The following is a 22,037-nucleotide window of genomic DNA, read 5'->3' as shown; positions in this document are numbered from 1 at the left end:
GGCCTGCCGATGCCGTGCCGACCCCGATGCGTTCCCGGCGTGCCCAGCGGCGCGCCGGCGAGCGCGGATTTTTTTCAACGCAGTTATCAGAAAGCCCATAACCAACATGGCCACCGTGACGCCCCGCGCGACCAATGAAAGCCTGCCCCCGACGATCGGCGCCGTGCGGCTGACGCTCGGCAACCGCATCCTGCTCAGCTTCGGCGTGCTGTTCGTGCTGATGCTCGTGACTGCCGGCGTGTCTTACGAGCGCCTGCGCGCGATCAACACGGAAGCCGTCAGCATCGAGCGCGACTCGCTGCCCGGCGTCTATCTCGCGGCGTCGCTGCGCGGCTTCGTCAACGAGACGTTCATGGCGCTGCAGCAGGCGACCTTCGTCGATACGGATAGCGAATCCGTGCATCGCGATCTCGCGCGCGTCGCCGACGCGACGAAGCAGATCGACACGCTGTCGGCCGACTATCAGGCCACGACGTTCCGCGACGACGATCGCGCGCGCTTCGTCACCTTCCGCGCGGCGTACGACCGTTATCTGCCGCTGCTGAACGACGCCACGCAGAAAAGCCGGTTGTCGCGCGACGATGCGGTCGCCGCCTACGCGAAGGTGCTGCCGGCATGGACGGAGACGGTCCGCTACGCCAATACGCTCGTGCAGGAGAACCGCAAGTTCGCGGACGAATCGGCCAAGCAGATCCGCAACTCGGTGCAGGACACCGAGATCGTGCTCGCGGCCGCGCTCGGGATCGTGCTGCTGTCCGCGCTCGCGCTCGGCTACGGCCTGTACCGGACGATCACCGTGCCGATGGCGCGGCTCGTCGAGGTGCACGACGTGATGCGCACCGGCAATCTGACGCAGCGCCTGAACCTGAAGCGGCGCGACGAGTTCGGCACGCTCGAGACCGGTTTCAACCGGATGGCGGACGAGCTGACGGAGCTCGTCGCGCGCGCGCAGCAGTCGTCGCTGCAGGTGACGACGTCGGTGGCCGAGATCGCCGCGACGTCGCGCGAGCAGCAGGCGACCGCGAACGAGACGGCAGCGACCACGACCGAGATCGGCGCGACGTCGCGCGAGATCTTCGCGACGTCGCGCGATCTGCTGCGCACGATGAACGAAGTGGCCGGCGTCGCCGAGCAGTCCGCGACGCTCGCGGGCGTGAGCCAGAGCGGGCTCACGCGGATGGGCGAGACGATGCGCAGCGTGATGGACGCGGCCGGCTCGGTGAACGCGAAGCTCGCGATCCTCAACGAGAAGGCGCTCAACATCAACCAGGTCGTCGCGACGATCACCAAGGTCGCCGATCAGACGAACCTGCTGTCGCTGAACGCGGCGATCGAAGCGGAGAAGGCCGGCGAATACGGGCGCGGCTTCGCGGTCGTCGCGACCGAGATTCGGCGCCTGGCCGACCAGACCGCGGTCGCGACCTACGACATCGAGCAGACGGTGAAGGAAATCCAGTCGGCGGTGTCGGCCGGCGTGATGGGGATGGACAAGTTCTCCGAAGAAGTGCGGCGCGGGATGCTCGACGTGCAGCAGGTCGGCGGACAGCTGTCGCAGATCATCGCCGAAGTGCAGACGCTCGCGCCGCGCTTCCAGATGGTCAACGAAGGCATGCAGACGCAGGCGAACGGCGCCGAGCAGATCACGCAGGCGCTGTCGCAGCTGTCGGAGGCCGCGCAGCAGACGGCCGAGTCGCTGCGTCAGTCGTCGCAGGCGATCGACGACCTGACGCTCGTCGCGAACCAGCTGCGCACGAGCGTGTCGCGCTTCAAGGTCGACGCGTGACGCGCGCGGAATCGCAGAACGGCGCACACGCGCTGTTCCTGATGTTCGAGCTCGACGGCGAACGCTACGCGCTCGACGCGGCCGGCATCGACGCGGTGCTGCCGCTCGCAACGGCGAAGGGCGTACCGGGCGCGCCGGACTGGATCGCCGGGCTGCTGATCCACGACGGCGAGCCGGTGCCGGTGATCGACGTGCCGATGCTCGCGCTCGGGCGGCGCGCGCATGCGCTGCGCTCGACGCGGCTCGTGATGGTCCGCTATCGCGGCGCGGCGGCCGACGGCGGGCGCCGCATCGGGCTGATCGTCGAGCGCGCGACGCAGACGATGCGGATCGACCGTGCGGCGTTTCGCGCCAGCGGCATGACGACGCCGCGCACGCGCTGGCTCGGCAGCGTCGCCAGCACGCGCGACGGCATCGTGCAGCTGGTGTCCGTCGCCGATCTGCTCGACGACGTCGCGCGCCTGCATCTGTTCGACGGCCTGTCGGGCCGCGAGGGGGACTCCGCATGAGAGATTTCGATTCGCGCTTTCGCGGCTGGCTGCTGCGCGAGACGGGCATCGATCCCGATTCGCTCGGCAACGACTTCCTGATCCGCGCGGTGACCGAGCGTGTGCACGCGTTGCTCGCCGCGGACGGCGAACGGCTGCCGTCCTCGGTGCGGCCGCCCGTGACGCCCGAGGCGCTCGACGCGTACTGGCAGCGGCTCAACGGCTGCGCCGACGAGCGGCGCGCGCTGATCGAGCTGTTCGTCGTGCCGGAGACGTGGTTCTTCCGCGATCGCGAGGCATTCGCGACCGTCGCGCGGCTCGCGGTGCAGCGCGTCGCCGCGTCGCCGTCGCGCGTTGTGCGTGTGCTGAGCGCGCCGTGCTCGACGGGCGAGGAACCGTATTCGGTCGCGATGGCGCTGCTCGACGCCGGGCTCGAACCCGACGACTTCGCGATCGACGCGATCGACCTGAGTGCGCGTGCGATCGAGCACGCGCGCGTCGGCAGCTATGGACGCAACGCGTTTCGCGGCACGACGACCGACTTCCGTGCGCGCTATTTCACGCCGGCCGCGGACGGCTGGGTGCTCGACGAGCGCGTGCGCGCGTGCGTGCAGTTCCGTCAGGCCAATCTCGTCGAGCCGCTGTCGGATACCGGCATCCGCTACGACTTCGTGTTCTGCCGCAACGTGCTGATCTATTTCGATCGCGAGGTGCAGGATCGCGTGATCCGTTCACTCGACGCGTGCATGACCGAGGACGGGATGCTGTTCGTCGGGCCGGCCGAAACGGGCGTCGCGATGCGGCACGGCATGCGTTCCGCGCGCATTCCGCTTGCGTTCGCGTTTCATCGCGAACGTTCGGGCGCGGCCGCGGACGGCTGCGCGACGCGGCGCGCAATGCCGATGCCGGCGGCCGCGCCGTATCGCCGCGCGGAGCGTTTCGCACCCGCGCCGTCTGCGTGGAGCGAGCCGGTGCCGCTCGCGTTCGCGGCGCCGGCCGCACCGATCGGCGGCTTGGCCGCCATGCACGCCGTCGATGTCGACACGGCGATGGCGGACGGGCCGGCCGTCGCCCGCCCGCATGCGGCGGACCTGGCTGCGCCGGCGCGGCCGGTTGCGGCGATGCCCGTCACCGACACGCCGGCCGACGACGCGCACACGCCGACGCTCGAGGATGCGCAGGCGCTCGCGAATGCGGGCGCGTTCGACGAGGCCGAGCGCGTGCTCGCGCAGTTTTCCGCGCGCGTCGGCCCGCATGCGGACGCGTTCTACCTGCTCGGGCTGATCGCCGACGCGCGCGGCCGCGCGGCCGACGCGAGCGACTTCTACCGGAAGGCGCTGTATCTGCGGCCGACGCATCACGAGGCGCTGACGCATCTCGCGACGCTGCTCGACGCGGGCGGCGACCGCGCCGGCGCGCAATGGCTGCTCGAGCGCGCGCGGCGCTCGGCCGGCTGAAACGAATACGGGTTCGGAGACCGATACCCGATGACCAGGGGAAACCATGAACCGCGACGCCGCTGCCACTGACGACACGACGATCGACGTCGACGATTGCTGGAACCGGATCGGCACGCTCGGCGATCGCTCGTGCGAGCGGCTCGCCGACTGCCTGCGCTGCCTGAACTGTCCGGTCTACGCGTATCACGCGGCGAAACTGCTCGAGCGTCCGCTCGGCCGCGCGGAGATGGCCGAAGCCGCGCAGCGCATGCGCGCGTCCGATGTCGCGCATCCGCCGCGCGACGGCGCGGACACGCGCGACGCGGCGCTCGCGTTTCGCGTCGCCGACGAATGGCTCGCGCTGCCGATTCGCGTGCTGCGCGAGATCGCCGGCACGCGGCCGATCCATTCGCTGCCGCACCGCCGTCATCCGGCCGTGCGCGGCGTCGTGAACGTTCGCGGCACGCTGCGCATCGCGATCTCGATCGGCGCGCTGCTCGGCCTCGATGCCGGCGGCGCCGAGCGCGGCCGCGGCGATGGGCGTACCGATGGCCGAACCGATGGCCGAACCGATGGCCGCACCGATGGTCGCTTTACGCGGCTGCTCGTCGCGGCGCATCACGGCGAGCCGGTCGTCTTCCCGGTCGACGAAGTCGAAGGCGTGCTGCGCTTCGGCGCATCGGACTGGGTGCCCGTACCGGCGACGGTCGGCCGCGCGAGCGCGGGCCTGTCGCGCGGCGTGCTGTCGTGGCGCGGCAAGTCCGTCGGCCTGCTCGACGACGATCGGCTGTTCGACGCCGTCACGCGGAGCATGCGATGAGCAACGACGACGATCTGAGCCACCTGTCGCTGCTCGAACTCTATCGCGAGGAAACGCGCACGCAAACGCAGGCGCTGTCCGAACGCCTGCTCGCGCTCGAGGCCGGCGAGCCCGACGCGGCCGCGCTCGAGGCCTGCATGCGCGCCGCGCATTCGCTGAAGGGCGCCGCGCGTATCGTCGGCGTGCCGCTCGGCGTCGACATCGCGGGACGGATGGAAGAGTGCTTCGTCGCCGCGCAGGCCGGCACGATCACGCTGAGCGCCGCGCACGTCGACGTGCTGCTGGCCGGCGTCGATCTGCTCGTGCGCGTCGGCGATCCGCATGCGGCGCCCGTGTCGCCCGCCGAGATCGACGCATTCGCGGCAGCGCTGGCCGGCGCCGACGGCGCGCACACGATGCGGATGCCCGCCGCGGCGCCGACGCCGCCCGTCGTCGCGTCGCGCGAGCACGACGCGGCCGCGAACGAGCCGGCCGGCGCGTCGATCGCGGTGCCGCCGCCGGGCGTGCCGCGCGCGGCGGCCGAGCCCGCGCAGGCGAACCGCACGGCCGGCGCCGGTGCGATGCGCCGCGTGCGCGCCGATACGCTGAACCGGCTGCTGAGCCTGTCGGGCGAGTCGCTCGTCGAATCGCGTTGGCTCAAGCCGTTCGCCGAGTCGATGCTGCGCGTGAAGCGCGCGCAGCGCGATGCCGCGCGCGCGCTGGACCTCGTGTACGAGCAGTTCGCGGACGAGCTCGACGCGGGCGTGCTCGCGTCGATGAACGAAGTGCGGCACATGCTGAACGATCTGCAGCGTTCGTTCGCCGAGCGGATGGACGAGTTCGACCGCTTCGAGCGACGCAGCACGCACATCGCGGAGCAGCTGTACGACGAGGCGCTGCAGTGCCGGATGCGGCCGTTCGGCGACGCGACGCGCGCGTATCCGCGCATCGTCCGCGATCTCGCACGCTCTCTCGGCAAGCAGGTGCGGTTCTCGATCGTCGGCGAAGCCACGCAGGTCGACCGCGACATCCTCGACCTGCTCGACGCGCCGCTCGGCCATCTGCTGCGCAATGCGATCGACCACGGCGTCGAGTCGCCCGAGGTGCGGCGCGCGCGCGGCAAGCCGGCCGAGGCGAGCGTCACGCTCGAGGCGCGCCATAGCGCGGGGTCGCTGCTCGTCAGCGTGATCGACGACGGCCCGGGCGTCGACATGGACGCGCTGCGCGCGGCCATCGTGCGCCAGCATCTGACCGACGACGAGACGGCCGCGCGGCTGTCCGACCCCGAGCTGCTCGAATTTCTGCTGCTGCCCGGCTTTTCGATGCGCGACGCGGTGACCGACGTGTCGGGCCGCGGCGTCGGCCTCGACGCCGTGCAGGAAATGGTGCGCAGCGTGCGCGGCGCGGTGCGCATCTTCAACGAGCCGGGCGCGGGGATGCGCTTCGTGCTACAGCTGCCGCTCACGCTGTCGGTGATCCGCAGCCTGCTGGTCGAGGTCGGCGGCGAACCGTACGCATTCCCGCTCGCACACGTGCGGCGCACGCTCGAACTCGCGCACGAGGACATCGACGTGCTCGAAGGGCAGCCGCATTTCCCGTTCGACGGCCGGCGCGCGGGGCTCGTCGCCGCGCATCAGCTGCTCGATGCGGGCGAGCCTGACGCGTCGCGCGCGAGCACGGCGGTCGTCGTGATCGGCGGCGAGCCGGAGCTGTACGGCGTCGCGGTCGACCGCTTCCTCGGCGAGCGCATGCTGGTCGTGCAGCCGCTCGACAGCCGCCTGCACAAGATCCAGAACATCGCGGCCGGCGCGCTGCTCGAGAACGGCGATCCGGTGCTGATCGTCGACGTCGAGGATCTGATTCGCTCGGTCGACAAGCTCGTGCGCGGCGGGCAGCTTGCGAAGCTCACGCGCGATCCGCAGCTCGCGTACGCGGATCGCCGCCGCCGCGTGCTGGTCGTCGACGATTCGCTGACCGTGCGCGAACTCGAGCGCAAGCTGCTCGAGAAGCGCGGCTACGACGTGACCGTCGCCGTCGACGGAATGGACGGCTGGAACGCGGTGCGCGGCGAAGCGTTCGATCTCGTCGTGACCGACGTCGACATGCCGCGGATGGACGGCATCGAGCTCGTCACGCTGATCAAGAACGATCCGCTGCTGCAGCGCGTGCCGGTCATGATCGTGTCGTACAAGGACCGCGACGAGGATCGTCGTCGCGGGCTCGACGCCGGCGCCGACTACTACCTCGCGAAGAGCAGCTTCCACGACGAGGCGCTGCTCGACGCGGTGCACGACCTGATCGGGGATGCGCGCGGATGAACATCGGCATCGTCAACGATCTGCCGCTCGCGGTCGAGGCACTGCGCCGCGTGCTCGCGCAGCGGCCCGATCATCGCGTGCTGTGGGTCGCGGCGGACGGCGACGAGGCCGTCGATTTCTGTGTCGCGCACCCGCCCGATCTCGTGCTGATGGATCTCGTGATGCCGCGGCTCGACGGCGTCGCCGCGACGCGCGCCATCATGGCGCGTGCGCCATGCGCGATCCTGATCGTCACCGCGAGCGTCAGCGCGAATACGTCGTCGGTCTACGAGGCGATGGGCGCGGGCGCGCTCGACGCCGTCGACACGCCGACGCTCGCGCTCGGGCTCTCGGCCGATGCGCCGCCGCAGCCGCTGCTCGCGAAGATCGACCAGATCGGCCGGCTGCTCGACAGCCGCGCACCGGCGTTCGTGCCGCTCCGGCCGCCGGTGAGCGCGCAGCGTCAGCCGACGCTCGTCGCGATCGGCGCGTCGGCCGGCGGCCCGACCGCGCTCGCCACGCTGCTGCGGATGCTGCCCGCCGATTTCCCGGCCGCGATCGTGATCGTCCAGCACGTCGACCAGGCGTTCGCGCTCGGCATGGCCGAATGGCTCGACGGCCACACGCGGCTGCCGGTGCGCGTCGCGCGGCACGGCTGTACGCCGCGCGCCGGCGAGGTGCTGCTCGCGGCGACCAACGATCATCTGTGTCTGTCGTCGCGCGGGGTGCTCGGCTACACGCGCGAACCGGCCGAGACGCCGTATCGGCCGTCGATCGACGTGTTCTTCGACAGCGTCGCCGAGTGCTGGCGCGGCGACGCGCTCGGCGTGCTGCTGACCGGCATGGGCCGCGACGGTGCGCTCGGGCTCAAGGCGATGCGCGCGAAGGGCTGCTATACGATCGCGCAGGACGAAGCGACGAGCGCCGTGTACGGGATGCCGAAGGCGGCTGCCGCGATCGGCGCGGCATCGGCGATCCTGCCGCTCGACCGCATTGCGCCGCAGCTGATCGCGCGCGTCGCGCGCCGCGCCGCGCGTCCGTGAGGCGGGCCGCGCGACGCGGTCGCCGCGCGCGCAGCGCGTTGCGTGCGCGGGACGGCGTCGCGTACAATGGCCGCCTTGCGGAGATGGCATGCCTCCGTGCGGCGGTTTTCCGCGCATCGTGCGCGCCGATCCGCTGCTCAACCGCCGGTTCGTCCGGCTGATGATGCCTGCGTGTTCCTGGGTGTCAGGAGGTCGCAGGCCGTCCACGCGGTGTTCTGCCGCCCGGGTTTGATGTCCTGTCGAATCTGGAAACCATGTTTTTCTCGACTTCTGCCGATTTTTTCGCGACGGTGCGCTACGTCTGCCGCTGGCTCGCGCTGTCGGTCCTGCTCGGTGCGCTCGCCGGGTCGGCTTCCGCCCTGTTCCTGGTCGCGCTCGACTGGGCGACCGGTACGCGCGTCGCGCATCCGTGGCTGCTCTGGGGATTGCCCGCGGCCGGCTTCGCGACCGGCTGGGTCTACCATCGCTTCGGCCAGCCGGTGGCGCGTGGCAACAATCTGCTGATCGACGAGATTCACGATCCGAAGGCGCTCGTGCCGAAGCGGATGGCGCCGCTCGTGCTCGCCGCGACCGTCGTCACGCATCTGTTCGGCGGCTCCGCCGGCCGCGAGGGCACCGCCGTGCAGATGGGCGGCGCGCTGGCCGATCGCGTCACGCACGCGTTTCGGCTCGATCGCGAGCATCGGCGCGTGCTGCTGATGGGCGGGATCGCGGCCGGCTTTTCATCGGTGTTCGGCACGCCGCTCGCGGGCGCGGTGTTCGGGCTCGAAGTGCTCGCGATCGGCCGGCTGCGCTACGACGCGCTGCTCGCCTGCGTCGCGTCGGCGATCGTCGCGGACGTCGTGTGCCGCGCGTGGGGCGTGCATCACACCGTCTATGCGGTGCCGTTCGTGCCGGCCGTCTCGGCGGCCGGGCTCGCTGCGACCGTCCTGGCCGGCATCGCGTTCGGCGCGGTCGGGCGGCTGTTCGCCCATGCGACGCATGCGCTCGCGGCCGGCTTCCGGCGCGCGATCCGCTATGCGCCGCTGCAGCCGGTGCTGGGCGGCGTGCTGGTGGCGGCCGCCGCGACCGCGCTGAACGTGCCGCAGTATCTCGGGCTCGGCATTCCGACGATCGAGGCCGCGTTTCGCGGCCCGCTGCCCGTGTACGACTTCGCGGGCAAGTTCGCGTTTACCGTCGTCACGCTCGCGTCGGGCTTCAAGGGCGGCGAAGTGACGCCGCTGTTCTATATCGGCGCGACGCTCGGCAACGCGCTCGGGCACGTGCTTGCGCTCCCGGTGCCGGTGCTCGCGGCGCTCGGCTTCGTCGCGGTGTTCGCGGGCGCGGCGAATACGCCGATCGCGTCGACGATCATGGCGATCGAACTGTTCGGCGCGGATATCGGCGTGTATGCGATCGTCGCCTGTGTCGTCGCGTATCTGTTTTCCGGGCATGCGGGCATCTATCGCGCGCAGCGCGTCGCGGTCGGGAAGGGGGCGCAGGCGGGACAGGAGTGACGTGGCGCGGCGGGGCGCGGCCCCGCCTGCGGTCCGACGCGATTCGACGCGATGCAGCGCGTCGCGACACGACACGACACGACACGACACGACGCGACGTGATGCGATGCGACACGGTTTCCCCGCGTCGCATCGCGCATTCCATCACGCAGTCGCCCGTTGGCCGAGCGGTCCGGCTTTGTCGTCGGCGACGCGCCGCGGCGGATCGGCCAGCCCCTTCGCGAGCTCGAGCGCCTGCCGTTCGAACAGCCGACGGTAGACGCCGCCGTCGATGCGGATCAGCGCGTCGTGGCTGCCTTCCTCGATCACCTTGCCGCGATCGAGTACGAGCAGCCGGTCGAGCGCGCGCACGGTCGACAGCCGGTGCGCGACGACGAGCGTCGTGCGGCCGACCATCAGCCGCTCCATCGCCTGCTGGATCAGCACTTCGCTTTCGCTGTCGAGGCTCGACGTCGCTTCGTCGAGAATCAGGATCGGCGCGTCGGCGAGGAACGCGCGCGCGATCGCGACGCGCTGACGCTCGCCGCCCGACAGCTTGATGCCACGTTCGCCGACGAGCGTGTCGTAGCCGTCCGGCAGCGCGGCGATGAAATCGTGCGCGCTGGCCAGCCGCGCCGCGCGCTCGATATCGGCGCGGCTCGCGTCGGGACGCGCATACGCGATGTTCTCCGCGAGCGTGCGGTGAAACAGCACCGGCTCCTGCTGGACGATCGCGATCTGGCTGCGCAGCGAATCCTGGCGCACCTGCGCGATGTCCTGTCCGTCGATCACGATGCGTCCGCCCGACACGTCATAGAGCCGCTGGATCAGCTTGATGAACGTGGTCTTGCCCGATCCCGAATGGCCGACGAGGCCCACGCGCTCGCCCGGCGCGATGCGCATCGAGAAGTCGTCGTACAGCGGCTCCGGATGATTGTCGTAGCGGAACGTCACGTGCTCGAAGCGGATCTCGCCTTCGCCGATGCGGATCGCGGGCGCGTTCGGCCGATCCTCGATGCCGAGCGGCTGACGTTCGAGCGCGACGAGCTCTTCCATGTCGTTGACCGACCGCTGCAGGTTGCGGATATGCATGCCGACATCGCGCAGATAGCCCTGCAGCATGAAGAACATCGTCAGCGCGAACGCGATGTCGCCGACGCTCGCTTCGTCGTTCGCCCACAGCCGCAGCGCGACGCCGATCATCGCGGCCTGCATCGCGACGAGCATCGCGCCCTGCAGCCCGCCGTTCAGCGTGCCGCGCACCCACGTGCGGCGCGTGCGCTGCCGCCACTTGCCGATCACGCGCGCGAGCCGCGCTTCCTCGCGCGTTTCCGCGCCGAACGCCTTGACGACGGCGTTGCAGCTGACCGCATCGGCGAGCGCACCGCCCATCCGCGTGTCCCAGAGGTTGCCGAGCCGCGCCGCCGGCGCGACGATGCCGAGCGACACGGCGACCGTCACCGTGATGTACAGCAGCGAACCCGCGCCGACGACGAGCCCCATCACCGGCCAGTGCGTGCCGAGCAGCACGGTCGCGCCGACGAGCATCGTCACCGACGGCAGCAGCGCGATCAGCACGGTGTCGTTCAGCAGGTCGAGCGCCCAGATGCCGCGCGTGATCTTGCGCACGGTCGAGCCGGCGAAGCTGTTCGCGTGCCAGTCGGTCGAGAAGCGCTGCACGCGATGGAACGACGCGGCGGCGATCTCGCTCATCATCTTCAGCGTCAGCGTGATGATGTTCAGATAGACGCCCTGGCGCAGCAGCGTCGCGCCGATGCCGAGCGCGGCGAGCGTGCCGAACGCGACGAGCGCCGCATGCCAGGCGGCCGCGCGGTCGGCGAGGCCGGCCGACAGCGCGTCGACGAGCCGGCCGGCGAACAGCGGCGTGAGCACGTCGGCGAGCGCGGCGAGCAGCGCGAACGACGCGACGACGGCGATGCGCGCCGGCTGCCGGCGCCAATAGCGGAAAGTGAAGCCGAAGACGGCCCGGAATGCGTGGCCGCCCAGATGGGTGGTTTTTCTGGTCATGTATTGTTGCCCGGCGCATCGCGCGACGGGACTTTCCGGTTCGGAGAACGTCGAAAACGCAACAGCCGGAACCGCGTGCATCGCGCGGCGAAACGGAAAACGGGGCTGTCGGGACAGTGCGCGGGCAGGCGGACTAGCGAAACATCCGGGAGCCGGCGCGGACGGCGCGCTGAATCAGCGGTGCCGTGAGACCACGTTCGGGAAGGCGGCTGGCATTCGGAACATCTGCACCTCCCTGAAGTGAACGGTTGAAAGGACGCCGAAAAGACGTAACGCGATTCTATCAGCGTTGTCCGATCCGTCGCAACGTCCGACGAATCGGCTGTTGCGACGTCGATACGGTTAATATTCGGGGTTTTGTCCCTGCTTCAGCGGATCGCGCGGCGCGCTGCGCCAACGCGGCGCGGTCCGCCCGGATTCACCCCGATTCATTCCGAGGAAACGATGAGCGACGTTCAGCACGGCATCCTGGCTCCGATCGATACGGCGGCCCGATACCTGACCTTCACGAATTCGAACGACGGCAACGTCGCGGCGGCGCTTGCCGCGCTGCGCGAATGCGTCGACGGACGCGACACGGTGGTCGGGTTCGGGCAATCGCTCGCTGCGTACATCGGCCGTCCGATTCCGGGGCTGACCGACTATCCGGCGTTCGCGGTGAACGACCGCACGCTGCCCGCGACGCCGGCCGACATCTGGGTATGGCTGCGCGGCGACGATCGCGGCGATCTCGTGCTGCGTTCGCGCGCGATCGAGCGTGCGCTCGCGCCCGCGTTCGTGCTGCAGGACGCGGTGGACGGATTCCGCTATTCGAACGACCGCGATCTGTCCGGCTACGAGGACGGCACGGAGAATCCGGTCGGCGACGCCGCACGTGCCGCCGCGATCGTGAGCGGGCAGGGCGCGGGGCTCGACGGCGGCAGCTTCGTCGCCGTTCAGCAGTGGCTGCACGACTTCGACCGGATGGAGCGCATCGCGCCGCACGACATGGACCACATTGTCGGCCGCCGCCGCTCGGACAACGAGGAACTCGACGACGCGCCCGCGTTCGCGCACGTGAAGCGCACCGCGCAGGAGAGCTTCGAGCCCGAGGCGTTCATGCTGCGCCGCTCGTCGCCGTGGTCGGACGCGCGCCGTGCCGGCCTGTACTTCGTCGCGTTCGGCCATTCGTTCCGGGCGTTCGACGTGCAGATGCGCCGGATGAGCGGCGCGGACGACGGCATCGTCGACGGGCTGTTCCGTTTCACGCGGCCGCTGACGGGCGCGTATTTCTGGTGTCCGCCGATGAAGGACGGCAAGCTCGATCTGTCGGCGTTCGGGCTGTGAGCGCGCTGCGGCGCGCAAGCGAACGGGCGGGTGCGCACGACGTGCGACCCGCCCGTTTCGTTGTGGACGCGCGATGCGCCGGACGACGCGGCTTCAGCGCAACGTCGTCTCGATCCGCGTACCGCGCTTGATGAACAGCGTGACCGGCGTCTTCTCGCAGATTTCCGCGAGACGCTGGCGCTGCGCGTCGTCGAGCGTGCCGTCGAGCGCAACGGTGCGGCGCACGTACTGCAGGCCTTCGCGATCGGCGTGCAGCTCGGTATGCACGTCGATCCGCACGGCCGGCCACTGCTTGCGCTGCATGTACATGCGCAGCGTTGCGGCCGTGCATTGCGCGAGGCCCGCGAGGACGAACTCGTACGGCGCGGGCCCGACGTTGCGGCCGCCTTCGCGTTCGCCTTCGTCGCCGGTCAGCGCATGCGAACCGGCCTGCACGCGAACGACATAGTCGGGCGCGTCGGCATCGAGCGTGGCGGCGGCGTGGATCAGCGACATGATGAATCTCCGGTAGCGATGGCGCGCGCCGCGGCGCGGCGTGCGAGCCGCCAGCATACCGCCGCTGCGGCGATCGTGCGCGTAGCGCGCGGCGCACCCCGTGCGAGACACGTGCAGGCGACGCGCCGTAGACGATTCAGCAGCGGCATACCGGCCGCGTGCCGTGCCCTGTAGTAATCCGCCATCATGCTGTCCGTGTCGGCCAACTCGCGCGCAAGCGGCGACGCGTTCGGCTAAGATGCCGTCGCTTCATAAATTGAGATAACCGTCCTGTCGCCAGCATTCAAAACCACTATAAGCCGGACAGTTCGACGGGATTACAAGAAGTCGGAACGAGTCGGGGGCTTGGCACGTGGACGCAGCAGATGCAGCAGATCAGCGGTGGGTCGTTATCTATTTGAGCGCGGGATTTTCGTTGGCGCAGGCCGCGCGGCTCGGCGAGGCGTTCAATCTGGCCAATCGCCTGCATGCGTTCGGTGCGGATTATCAGCCGAAGTACGTATCGGAAAGCGGCGGGCTCGTGACGTCGTCGTCGGGCGTGCGGATCGCCGTCGATCCGCTCGGCGACGAGCATGCCCGTCGGGCGATCGCGTTCTTTCATCTGCACGGCGAGCGGGCGAGCGTGCGTCGCGATGAGGCATTGCACCGGCGCCTGAGCGAGATCCGTCGGCACGCGCGATGGATCGTCGATGCGATGGACCTGCCCGCACTCGCGGCGGCGTCCGTGCCGACGCGGCGCAATGGGTCGGCTTCGCATGCGCAGGAGGCGCCGCATGCGGTATCGGGTGCGGCCGAGCTGCAGCAAGCGGACACCGCCGTGTTCACGGCCGCGCTCGACATGTTTCGCGCCGACCTGGGCGATAGCGTAGCCGAGGAAATCGCGTCGAACCTGCTGCGCCCCGTCGAGCAGCGCTATGTGCAGTCGATGTGGGCGTTTCGCGAACTGAGCGCGAGCCCGCCGATCCGGATGTCGGCGCAGCGGCTGCGCGTGCAGAGCGTCGAGCGCGTGTCGATTGCGCAGATCGCGCGCGCGGCCGCGATGAGCGAGCGCAATTTCCTGCGGCGCTTCAAGAAGGAGATCGGCGTGACGCCGACCGAGTTCGTGCAGCACGTGCGCCTCGAGCGGGCGTGTCACATGCTCGTTCATACGATGCTGCCGGCCGACAAGGTCGCGCGCCGCACGGGCTTCGGCAGCGGCGAGCGTCTCGCGAAGCTGTTTCGTCAGCGCATGCTGATGTCGCCGACGGAATTTCGCGTCGCCGAACGCGAACGGATGCTCGCGAACGGCGCCGCCTTGCCGGCGCCCGAGAACGCGCGCGTGAACGGCGTGCCGCCGCCGCATCGGATCGTGCGCGACGACGCGCACGAAAAAACGGGCCGGATATCCGTAAAATCGCCGTATCGCGATTTCGAGCCCCGGTTTCCATGCGCTTCCTCCCCACCACCGCTACTGCGCCGTTCTGCCCGTCGGAAGTAAAGGGCAGCATCACGATCGAGGCCGGCGCGTCGCGCTGGCTGAAGCTCAAGCGTTTCTTCGGACCGGGCCTGCTCGTCGCGATCGGCTACATGGACCCCGGCAACTGGGCGACCGACATCCAGGCCGGCTCGCAGTTCGGCTATGCGCTGCTGTGGGTCGTCGCGCTGTCGAGCGTCTCCGCGATCTTCCTGCAGATGCTCGCCGCGCGGCTCGGCCTCGTCGCCGGCCGCGATCTCGCGCAGGCGAGCTACGACCGTTACGGACCGTTCGGACGCGTCGTGCAGTGGCTGACGGCCGAGGTCTCGATCATCGCCTGCGACATCGCCGAAGTGCTGGGCTGCGCGCTCGCGTTCAAGCTGCTGCTCGGCGTGCCGCTTGCGTGGGGCATCGTGCTGACCGCGCTCGACACGGTGATCGTGCTCGGTCTGCAGGGCAAGGGCGTTCGCCAGATCGAGGCGATCGTGCTGGCGCTGATCGCGACGATGGCGTTCTGCTTCGTCGCGCAGGTCGCGATCACGCCGCCCGACTGGCGCGCCGTCGCCGCCGGCCTCGTACCGGGCGCGCCGGGCCACGACCGCCACGACGCGGTCGTGCTCGCGCTCGGCATCGTCGGCGCGACGATCATGCCGCACAACCTCTATCTGCATTCGTCGGTCGTGCAGACGCGGCGCGTGATCGGCGGCGCGCGCGGCACGATCCGCGACACGCTCGCGCTGGTGCGCATCGACACCTGCGTGTCGCTGTTCGTCGCGATGCTCGTGAACGCGGCGATCCTGATCGTCGCGGCCGCCGCGTTCCATGCGACGGGCCAGACGCACGTGACCGACATCGAGCAGGCGTACAGCCTGATTACGCCGATCGCGGGCGGCGCGGCCGCGCTGCTGTTCGGCATCGCGCTGCTCGCATCGGGCCAGAGCTCGACGCTGACGGGCACGATCGCCGGCCAGGTCATCATGGACGGCTTCCTGCACATGAAGATTCCGTGCTACCAGCGCCGGCTGATCACTCGCGGGCTCGCGCTGGTGCCCGCGCTGTTCGGCGTATTGTGGCTTGGCGAACATTCGGTCGGCCGACTGCTCGTATGGAGCCAGGTGCTGCTGAGCCTGCAGCTGCCGTTCGCGATGTGGCCGCTGATCCGTTCGGTCAGCGATCGCGCGACAATGGGCGAGCACACGATCGGCCGCGGCATGCAGGCGCTCGCATGGGTGCTGTTCGCGGCGATCACCGGAACGAATCTGCTGCTGATCAGCGGTGTCGCGGGCTGATACAGCCTGACACACGCTGACACAGACGCCTCGCGCGCATGCGTTAAACTGCGCGCTTTCAGCCGTCGTGCGAATGCAATATGTGGAGTCAAATCAGCAACATAGGCGATGCCGCGTTGACCTTGCCGATCGCGCTCACGTGCGCGGGGTGGCTCGCCGTGTCGAACTGGCGGCTCGCGGTGCGCTGGATCGCGCTGCTCGCGGCCGGCATGGCGCTCGTCGGTGCGACGAAGATCCTCTATGCGGGCTGCGGCGTCGCGCTGCCGGCGTTCGATTTCCGGATGATCAGCGGCCATACGATGCTGTCGACGTCGGTCTGGACCGTGGCCCTCGCCATGCTGTGGCACGCGTTCCGGCCCGGCAGCGCGCCGGGCGTCGCGGCGGGCCTCGCGATCGGTGCGGTCACGGCCGTCGCACGCGTGTTCGACGATTCGCATACCGTTCCCGAAGTGATCGCCGGCTGGCTGCTCGGTGCGCTCGTCGCGATCGTGTTCGTGCGCGCCTACGTGCGCGCGCCGAAGCGGTCGTTCTCGCCGGGCGCTGCGGCCGTGTGTCTGCTGCTGGTGTCCGGTATCGCCTACGGCCATCGCGTGCCGTTCCAGCAGATGATCGATACGCACTCGCCGCAACTCTGCGCGTTCGTGCATCCGGCGCAGGCCGGCCGGTCCTGACCATCCACTCGCGTGGCGCGCCGGGCGGCGATCCGCGGCCCGGCCGCCACGACACGCTGCGCGTCGCGGCATCGATTCGCGACGACACTTCACGACAGGAGCCGTTCCCATCATGACAGCCGTTGCGCCGCGTCTCGCCGGCAAGTGTGCGTACATCACCGGTGCCGCGGGCGGCCTCGGCCGCGCGATCGCGCGCCGGATGGTCGAGCAGGGCGCGCGTGTATTCCTGACCGACGTCGCCGACCGCGCGGCGCTCGACGCGTTCGCAGCGGAACTGAATGCGGGCCATGCGACGCCGGTCGCGTTCGCCGCCGAGCAGGACGTGCGCGACGAAGCGCGCTGGCAGACACTGCTGGCGCAGGCCAACGACGCGATGGGCGCGCTGTCGGTGCTCGTCAACAACGCGGGCGTCGGCTCGATCGCCGCGCCCGCGCAGATCGAACTCGACGAATGGCGGCGCGTGATGGCCGTAAACGTCGAAAGCATCGTGCTCGGCTGCAAGCATGCGCTGCCGTATCTGAGCGCGAGCCGCCCGGCGTCGATCGTCAACATCTCGTCGGTCGCCGCGTTCAAGGTCGAACCGGATTTCACCGCGTACAACGCGTCGAAGGCGGCGGTCGCGTCGCTGACGAAGTCGATCGCGATCGACTGCGCGCGGCGCGAACTCGACGTGCGCTGCAATTCGATTCATCCGGCGTTCATCCGCACAGGCATCATGGAGCCGCTGTTCCGCACGCTCGGCGAGCGCGATGCGACGCGCCGGCTCGCGCGCGGCATTCCGTTGCGCCGGCTCGGCGAACCGGACGACATCGCGCATGCGGCCGTCTATCTCGCATCCGACGAGAGCCGTTTCATGACGGCCGCCGAACTCGTGCTCGACGGCGGGATGTGCGCGGTCTGACGCGCCCGGTACTGCGCGGCGGAATGGGCAAAAGTCCCGCTAAGCGCGCATCGATTTAGGAATCGTCCTATATCTCTTTCGGGTTCGCCTGTCTAAAGTGATGACCGGAAAACGACGCGGCGTGACGCATTCGTCACGCCGTTTTTATTTCGGCGCACGGCAGAAGGAGGGACGACATGCGGACGAACGGCAGGTGGCATGCGCGCGCGGCGAGGGGCCGATTGACGAGGTGCGGCGGCGCCTCAGTGTGGCAGGCGGCATTCGCTGCGTTGGGCGCCGTGCTGACGATCGCGAATGCCGCGGCCGCCCCGGCAACGGCGCCGGGCGGCATCGTGCGCTTCACCGGCGCGCTGGTCGACCGCTACGACGTGACGCTGGATCGCGCGCCGGTGGCGACGGTCGACAGCCAGCGCACCGCGGCCACGCTGCGTGTCGATGCGCAGGGCCGGCGGCTGCCCGGCGCGCAGCTGACGCTGATCGGCGCGGACGGCGCGCCGCTTGGCGAGCCCGCGCGTTCGCGCGTGCATGCGGTGTGGCGCGAGGCGGGCGGCAGTCGCGCGGTGCCCGTCGAGCGCGGCATGCAGCGTGTCGGCCCGCACGGCGGGACGTTGACGATCGCGGTGCCGGACGATGCTGGCAGGCCCGTGCCGGTGATCGTCCGGATCGCGCATCCGTGACGCGCGGCCTGCCTGCACCCGTCACGCTTCCTGTTCGGCGCGCGCGTAGATGTCCCAGCTCGCCATGAATAGCGCGGCGACGAGCGGCCCGATCACGAAGCCGTTGATGCCGAACAGCGCCATCCCGCCGAGCGTCGAGATCAGCACGACCCAGTCGGGCATTTTCGTGTCCTTGCCGACGAGGATCGGGCGCAGCAGGTTGTCGACGAGGCCGATCACGCCGACGCAGAACGCGACGAGGATCACGCACTTCCAGACCGCGCCGGTCGCGAGGAAGTAGAGCGCGGCCGGCACCCACACGAGGCTCGCGCCGATCGCTGGCAGCAGCGACAGGAACGCCATCAGCGCGCCCCACAGCACGACGCCCTGAATCCCGAGGATCCAGAAGATCAATCCGCCGAGAATGCCCTGCACGAGCGCGACCGCGATGTTGCCCTTGACGGTTGCGCGCACCACGGTCGTGAACTTCGCGAGCAGCAGGTTCTTGTGTTCTTCGTCGAGCGGCAGCGCGCGGCGCACGCGACGCCCGATCTCGCCGCCGTCGCGCAGCAGGAAGAACACCATGTAGAGCATCACGCCGAAGCTGACGATGAACTGGAACGTGTTCTGCCCGATGCTCAGCGCCTGGGCCGCCGCGAACTGGCTGATCGCCGCGGCGCCGTCGGTCAGCTTCTTCTGGATGCCGGGGATGTTGGTGAGCCCGTATTTCGCGAGCAGATGCTGGATCGACGTCGGCAGCGCGTGGATGACGTCCTGGAAGTACTTCGAATAATTCGGCTGCGCGTCCTTCAGCTCCTGGTACACGTAGGCGATTTCCTGCACGAGCGTCGCGGTGACGAACACGAGCGGCAGGATCACGATCAGGATGATCAGCGTCAGCGTCAGCAGCGCGGCCAGATTGCGGCGCTTGCCGAAGCGCGCCGCGAGCCAGCGCTGCACGGGCTGGAACAGGATCGCGAGAATGGTGCCCCAGAACACCGCGCCGAAGAACGGCGCGAGGACCCAGCATAGTCCGACGGTGACGGCGAACAGCAGGAAATAGAAGAATTTTTGATGATCGTGTCCGCTATCCATGGGTGACATGTGCAGATTGATGCTTCGTTGTAGTGAATCGCGTGACCCGGCGTGCGATCGGCTCGCGAACGTCGTGGATTCGCGGACGAGCGCGCAGGGCGGCCCGTTCGGGAGTATCCCGTAAAAAGTGCCGCCATCATAGCCGCTGTCGCGGCCGACACGAAAACGCCGCGGCCGAGGCCGCGGCGTTGCGGTGGTAGGAGCGCGGCGCGGCGCGAGCCGCGCCGTGCGCAGCTTAGATGTGCAGGCGCGTGACCTTCGTGCCGTTGACCGACACGTCGCCCATCAGGCCGGCGTTGGTCAGCACGATGACCTGAACCGGCGCGGTGGCCGTGTTCGTGTCGACGGCGCCGTTCGCCCCCGTCTTCACGAGCGCGACCGATGCGCCGGCGCCGGCCGACCAGCCGTCCGAGTTGCGGAACTCGTCGAGCGCCTGCTGCGTCATGAACAGGAACACGATCGCCTTCGACTGCGCGCCGGCCTGCAGGCCGACCGACAGCGACGACGTGTTGTAGTAGCCGACGGTGCTGCCGCCGACGCGCAGTGCGCCGTTGCCGGACTGGCCGCCGACGATGAAGCCGGCCTGCAGCACGTTCGGGAACACGAGCACGCCGCGCGCCTTGGCGACCAGGTCGCGCGAACCCGGTACGGTCGAATACAGGCGCGACAGCGTCGCGTTGACGCTCGCGTCGATCGATTCGCGCTTCGATGCGCTCGTCGAGGCGGTGTCGGACTTGTTCGGCGTGGTCGTGCAGCCGGCGAGTGCGAGACTGCCGAGCATCACGGCGGCGGCGGCTTTCATGGCGAGGGATTTCTGCATGGCGGTTCTCCTTCGTTGTCTGGTTGAGGACGGGCGGGGCGGCCGGCCCCGTTCAACGGCGGGCAAGGAGCAGGCCCGCAACGAACGCGAGGCCGGCGACGACGCCCGCGGTCTGCCACGGGTTCTCGTGCACGACCTGCGACACGCGTTCGGCCGAATCGCGCAGTCGCGCGGCTGCGGTGCCCGACGCGTAGTCGACCGTGCTGCGCGCTTCGTCGAGGCGTGCCTGCACGCGCTTGCGCAGCGCGGCGATATCGCCGTCGCCGTCGTTCTTCAGCAGATCTTCGAGTTCGTCGACCAGCCCGCGCAGATCGTCCTGCACGTCCGCCTGCAGATCGCGGGCGGCGGAACGCGTCGTGCGGCCCACGCGCCGGCCCGTGCGCCGGACTTCGGACAAGCCGCGGTCGAGCTTGTGTTCGATCGAGTCGGTGAGCGCCATGGTGTTTATCCTCCTTTGGTCCACGCAAAAAGTTTGACGATAAGGCGAATCGCAACAACGAATGTGATTCCGATAACCGAATCAAGTTTCGAAACCCGTTTCGATTCGTTCGCCCGACGGCCCGGTCGCCCGCCGCACGCGGCCGCGCGGCCGATAAAAAATGCGCGGTTCGAACCGGGCAACGTGCGTGACGGCCGTGCGAACGAAAGTGCGGTAAATATCGCGTCGGCGACGTGTCCGGTAAATAGTGCCGTTGCATGGCTTATGTTGATGCAATTGCACCATGCGCCTCTTGAACTGGAGCAGCATCCGTGCCCGCTCGCGCCCGCCTGCGCGCGAGCCGCACGGGACGGGGCGCGGCGGGCGGTATGCCGCTGCGCACGGTGGCCGCGCGGCAGGCGCGGAATGCGCGCGACGCGCATGGTGTTGTAATCGAGCACCGATTGCGCGCGCAATCGGATGCCGGCGCGTTCTTGCGCGCGTGACAGCGGCGCCTGTCGGTACGACAATCCGGAATCCCGCCCGCGCGCCGGCCCGCATCGGCCGCATCGCCGCGCGGCGGCGCGCCGCGATGCAGCGCATTTGCACAAGGAGACACACTCATGTCGTACATGCTGTTGATCGTCGAACCGACCGATCAGCGTGCCGAACGCACGCTCGAGGAAGGGCAGGCGCTTTACGCGCGGATGGTCGATTTCGCCGAATCGCTGAAAGCGCGCGGCGTGCTGCGCGCGGTCGAATCGCTCGAGCGCTCGGAGCGCGGCACGCGCGTGCAGGTACGCGACGGCGAGACGCGCATCGTCGACGGCCCGTTCGCCGAGGCGAAGGAGATGGTCGGCGGCTTTTTCCTCGTCGACGTCGAGACGCGCGACGAAGCGCTCGACATCGCTCGCGCGTGCCCGGCCGCGCAATGGTGCACGGTCGAGGTCCGCGCGGTCGGTCCGTGTTTTCTGTGAGGCCGCGCCGCGTCGGCGCCTGCCCGTCGTTTGACTAGGTATTTACCCTGATGCGATGCGCCGCGCGTCGATCCGGTCGCGGGCCGTTCGTCGTTCGGACAAGGCGTCGATGAATCGATGCCGTTTTCCACCGACGACAAGGAGCGAGCGATGCGATTCATGATCATGGTGCGGGCGAATGCGGTCAGCGAGTCCGGTGCGTTGCCGGACGACCGGCTGGTCGAGGCGATGACGGTCTATCACGAGGAACTCGCGAAAGCGGGCGTGCTGCTCGACGCGACGGGCCTGCAGCCCAGCGCCCAGGGCTGGCGCGTGCGCTACACGCGCGGCAAGGGCACGGTGATCGACGGGCCGTTCGCGGAAACGAAGGAACTGATCGCCGGCTACACGCTGATCCAGGTGCGTTCGCGCGAAGAAGCGCTCGAATGGACGCGCCGCTTCCCGGCACCGTTCGGCGCCGAGATGGATGCGGAGATCGAGGTGCGTCCGCTCCTGGAACTCGACGACCTGACGCCGAGCGACGCGGTCGAGCGGTTCCGCGACATCCAGACCGGCCTCGGCCACGCAGTCTGACGCTATCGTCA

The 22,037-nt window shown here is 69.4% G+C and carries 21 protein-coding genes and 1 riboswitch; of the genes, 15 read left to right on the top strand and 6 right to left on the bottom strand.

The window, feature by feature from the left end; all coding sequences use genetic code 11:
• The first annotated feature begins 106 nt into the window (after positions 1-106).
• The 7 genes from BCR55_RS19315 (at position 107) to BCR55_RS19285 (ending at position 9,345) form a co-directional block, all read left to right on the top strand.
• Complete coding sequence (locus BCR55_RS19315) at positions 107-1,783, top strand: methyl-accepting chemotaxis protein (RefSeq protein WP_065495477.1); 1,677 nt, start codon at positions 107-109, stop codon at positions 1,781-1,783.
• Positions 1,780-2,292, top strand: a complete 513-nt coding sequence (locus BCR55_RS19310) for a chemotaxis protein CheW (RefSeq protein WP_065495475.1) — start codon at positions 1,780-1,782, stop codon at positions 2,290-2,292. Before BCR55_RS19315 ends, BCR55_RS19310 begins: the two co-directional genes overlap by 4 nt.
• The gene (locus BCR55_RS19305) at positions 2,289-3,728 is read left to right on the top strand and encodes a protein-glutamate O-methyltransferase CheR (RefSeq protein WP_006404208.1); all 1,440 of its coding nucleotides are present in this window, start codon (positions 2,289-2,291) and stop codon (positions 3,726-3,728) included. The genes BCR55_RS19310 and BCR55_RS19305 overlap by 4 nt, the downstream gene beginning before the upstream one ends.
• 46 nt (positions 3,729-3,774) lie before the next feature.
• A complete protein-coding gene (locus BCR55_RS19300) occupies positions 3,775-4,530 on the top strand; it encodes a chemotaxis protein CheW (protein WP_065495473.1) in 756 nt (251 codons plus the stop codon).
• On the top strand, positions 4,527-6,827 hold the full coding sequence (locus BCR55_RS19295; protein WP_065495472.1) for a hybrid sensor histidine kinase/response regulator: 2,301 nt from the start codon (positions 4,527-4,529) through the stop codon (positions 6,825-6,827). Before BCR55_RS19300 ends, BCR55_RS19295 begins: the two co-directional genes overlap by 4 nt.
• Positions 6,824-7,849 (top strand): chemotaxis response regulator protein-glutamate methylesterase, encoded by a 1,026-nt coding sequence (locus BCR55_RS19290; protein WP_059940392.1) that lies wholly within the window; start codon positions 6,824-6,826, stop codon positions 7,847-7,849. Before BCR55_RS19295 ends, BCR55_RS19290 begins: the two co-directional genes overlap by 4 nt.
• 70 nt (positions 7,850-7,919) lie before the next feature.
• Positions 7,920-8,026: riboswitch (Fluoride riboswitch) on the top strand.
• A 77-nt stretch (positions 8,027-8,103) separates the two neighbouring features.
• Positions 8,104-9,345, top strand: a complete 1,242-nt coding sequence (locus tag BCR55_RS19285) for a voltage-gated chloride channel family protein (protein ID WP_065495469.1) — start codon at positions 8,104-8,106, stop codon at positions 9,343-9,345.
• Between the two features lie 144 nt (positions 9,346-9,489).
• Here the strand turns inward: BCR55_RS19285 and BCR55_RS19280 are convergent, their stop codons facing one another.
• Positions 9,490-11,352, bottom strand: a complete 1,863-nt coding sequence (locus tag BCR55_RS19280; RefSeq protein ID WP_045593508.1) for an ABC transporter ATP-binding protein — start codon at positions 11,350-11,352, stop codon at positions 9,490-9,492.
• Positions 11,353-11,796: 444 nt separating this feature from the next.
• Between BCR55_RS19280 and BCR55_RS19275 the strand changes: the two genes are divergently transcribed.
• Positions 11,797-12,678, top strand: coding sequence for a Dyp-type peroxidase (locus BCR55_RS19275; protein ID WP_065495467.1), 882 nt, complete (start codon positions 11,797-11,799; stop codon positions 12,676-12,678).
• Positions 12,679-12,771: 93 nt separating this feature from the next.
• Here BCR55_RS19275 and BCR55_RS19270 read toward each other — a convergent pair whose 3' ends face one another.
• Positions 12,772-13,173, bottom strand: a complete 402-nt coding sequence (locus BCR55_RS19270) for an OsmC family protein (protein WP_006404199.1) — start codon at positions 13,171-13,173, stop codon at positions 12,772-12,774.
• A gap of 415 nt (positions 13,174-13,588) precedes the next feature.
• Here BCR55_RS19270 and BCR55_RS19265 point away from each other — a divergent pair, with 415 nt between their 5' ends.
• From BCR55_RS19265 to BCR55_RS19245, 5 genes are all read left to right on the top strand, one after another.
• Positions 13,589-14,650, top strand: coding sequence for a helix-turn-helix domain-containing protein (locus BCR55_RS19265; protein WP_065495465.1), 1,062 nt, complete (start codon positions 13,589-13,591; stop codon positions 14,648-14,650).
• Positions 14,599-15,915, top strand: coding sequence for an Nramp family divalent metal transporter (locus BCR55_RS19260; RefSeq protein ID WP_065495463.1), 1,317 nt, complete (start codon positions 14,599-14,601; stop codon positions 15,913-15,915). The genes BCR55_RS19265 and BCR55_RS19260 overlap by 52 nt, the downstream gene beginning before the upstream one ends.
• Positions 15,916-15,995: 80 nt before the next feature.
• Complete coding sequence (locus BCR55_RS19255; protein ID WP_006409223.1) at positions 15,996-16,586, top strand: phosphatase PAP2 family protein; 591 nt, start codon at positions 15,996-15,998, stop codon at positions 16,584-16,586.
• A gap of 112 nt (positions 16,587-16,698) precedes the next feature.
• Positions 16,699-17,487 (top strand): SDR family oxidoreductase, encoded by a 789-nt coding sequence (locus tag BCR55_RS19250; RefSeq protein WP_065495461.1) that lies wholly within the window; start codon positions 16,699-16,701, stop codon positions 17,485-17,487.
• Positions 17,488-17,765: 278 nt separating this feature from the next.
• A complete protein-coding gene (locus BCR55_RS19245; protein WP_249461022.1) occupies positions 17,766-18,164 on the top strand; it encodes a hypothetical protein in 399 nt (132 codons plus the stop codon).
• Positions 18,165-18,185: 21 nt separating this feature from the next.
• On the opposite strand, the gene BCR55_RS19240 is transcribed toward BCR55_RS19245, so the two are convergent.
• From BCR55_RS19240 to BCR55_RS31230, 4 genes are all read right to left on the bottom strand, one after another.
• Positions 18,186-19,238: an AI-2E family transporter gene (locus tag BCR55_RS19240; protein WP_006404191.1), complete on the bottom strand. Its 1,053-nt coding sequence runs from the start codon at positions 19,236-19,238 to the stop codon at positions 18,186-18,188.
• Positions 19,239-19,473: 235 nt separating this feature from the next.
• Positions 19,474-20,058 (bottom strand): YSC84-related protein, encoded by a 585-nt coding sequence (locus tag BCR55_RS19235; RefSeq protein ID WP_006398036.1) that lies wholly within the window; start codon positions 20,056-20,058, stop codon positions 19,474-19,476.
• Between the two features lie 52 nt (positions 20,059-20,110).
• The gene (locus BCR55_RS19230) at positions 20,111-20,497 is read right to left on the bottom strand and encodes a YqjD family protein (RefSeq protein WP_065495459.1); all 387 of its coding nucleotides are present in this window, start codon (positions 20,495-20,497) and stop codon (positions 20,111-20,113) included.
• A 5-nt stretch (positions 20,498-20,502) separates the two neighbouring features.
• On the bottom strand, positions 20,503-21,006 hold the full coding sequence (locus tag BCR55_RS31230) for a hypothetical protein (protein ID WP_244104625.1): 504 nt from the start codon (positions 21,004-21,006) through the stop codon (positions 20,503-20,505).
• Positions 21,007-21,099: 93 nt separating this feature from the next.
• Between BCR55_RS31230 and BCR55_RS19225 the strand changes: the two genes are divergently transcribed.
• Positions 21,100-21,453 (top strand): YciI family protein, encoded by a 354-nt coding sequence (locus BCR55_RS19225; protein ID WP_006404189.1) that lies wholly within the window; start codon positions 21,100-21,102, stop codon positions 21,451-21,453.
• 150 nt (positions 21,454-21,603) lie between these two features.
• The gene (locus BCR55_RS19220) at positions 21,604-22,026 is read left to right on the top strand and encodes a YciI family protein (RefSeq protein WP_035488200.1); all 423 of its coding nucleotides are present in this window, start codon (positions 21,604-21,606) and stop codon (positions 22,024-22,026) included.
• The last annotated feature ends 11 nt before the right edge of the window (positions 22,027-22,037 follow it).

The sequence above is a fragment of the Burkholderia sp. CCA53 genome (assembly GCF_001685525.1).
In the GTDB taxonomy this organism is placed as follows: domain Bacteria; phylum Pseudomonadota; class Gammaproteobacteria; order Burkholderiales; family Burkholderiaceae; genus Burkholderia; species Burkholderia multivorans.
This window is presented reverse-complemented; position numbering and strand designations above follow the sequence as displayed.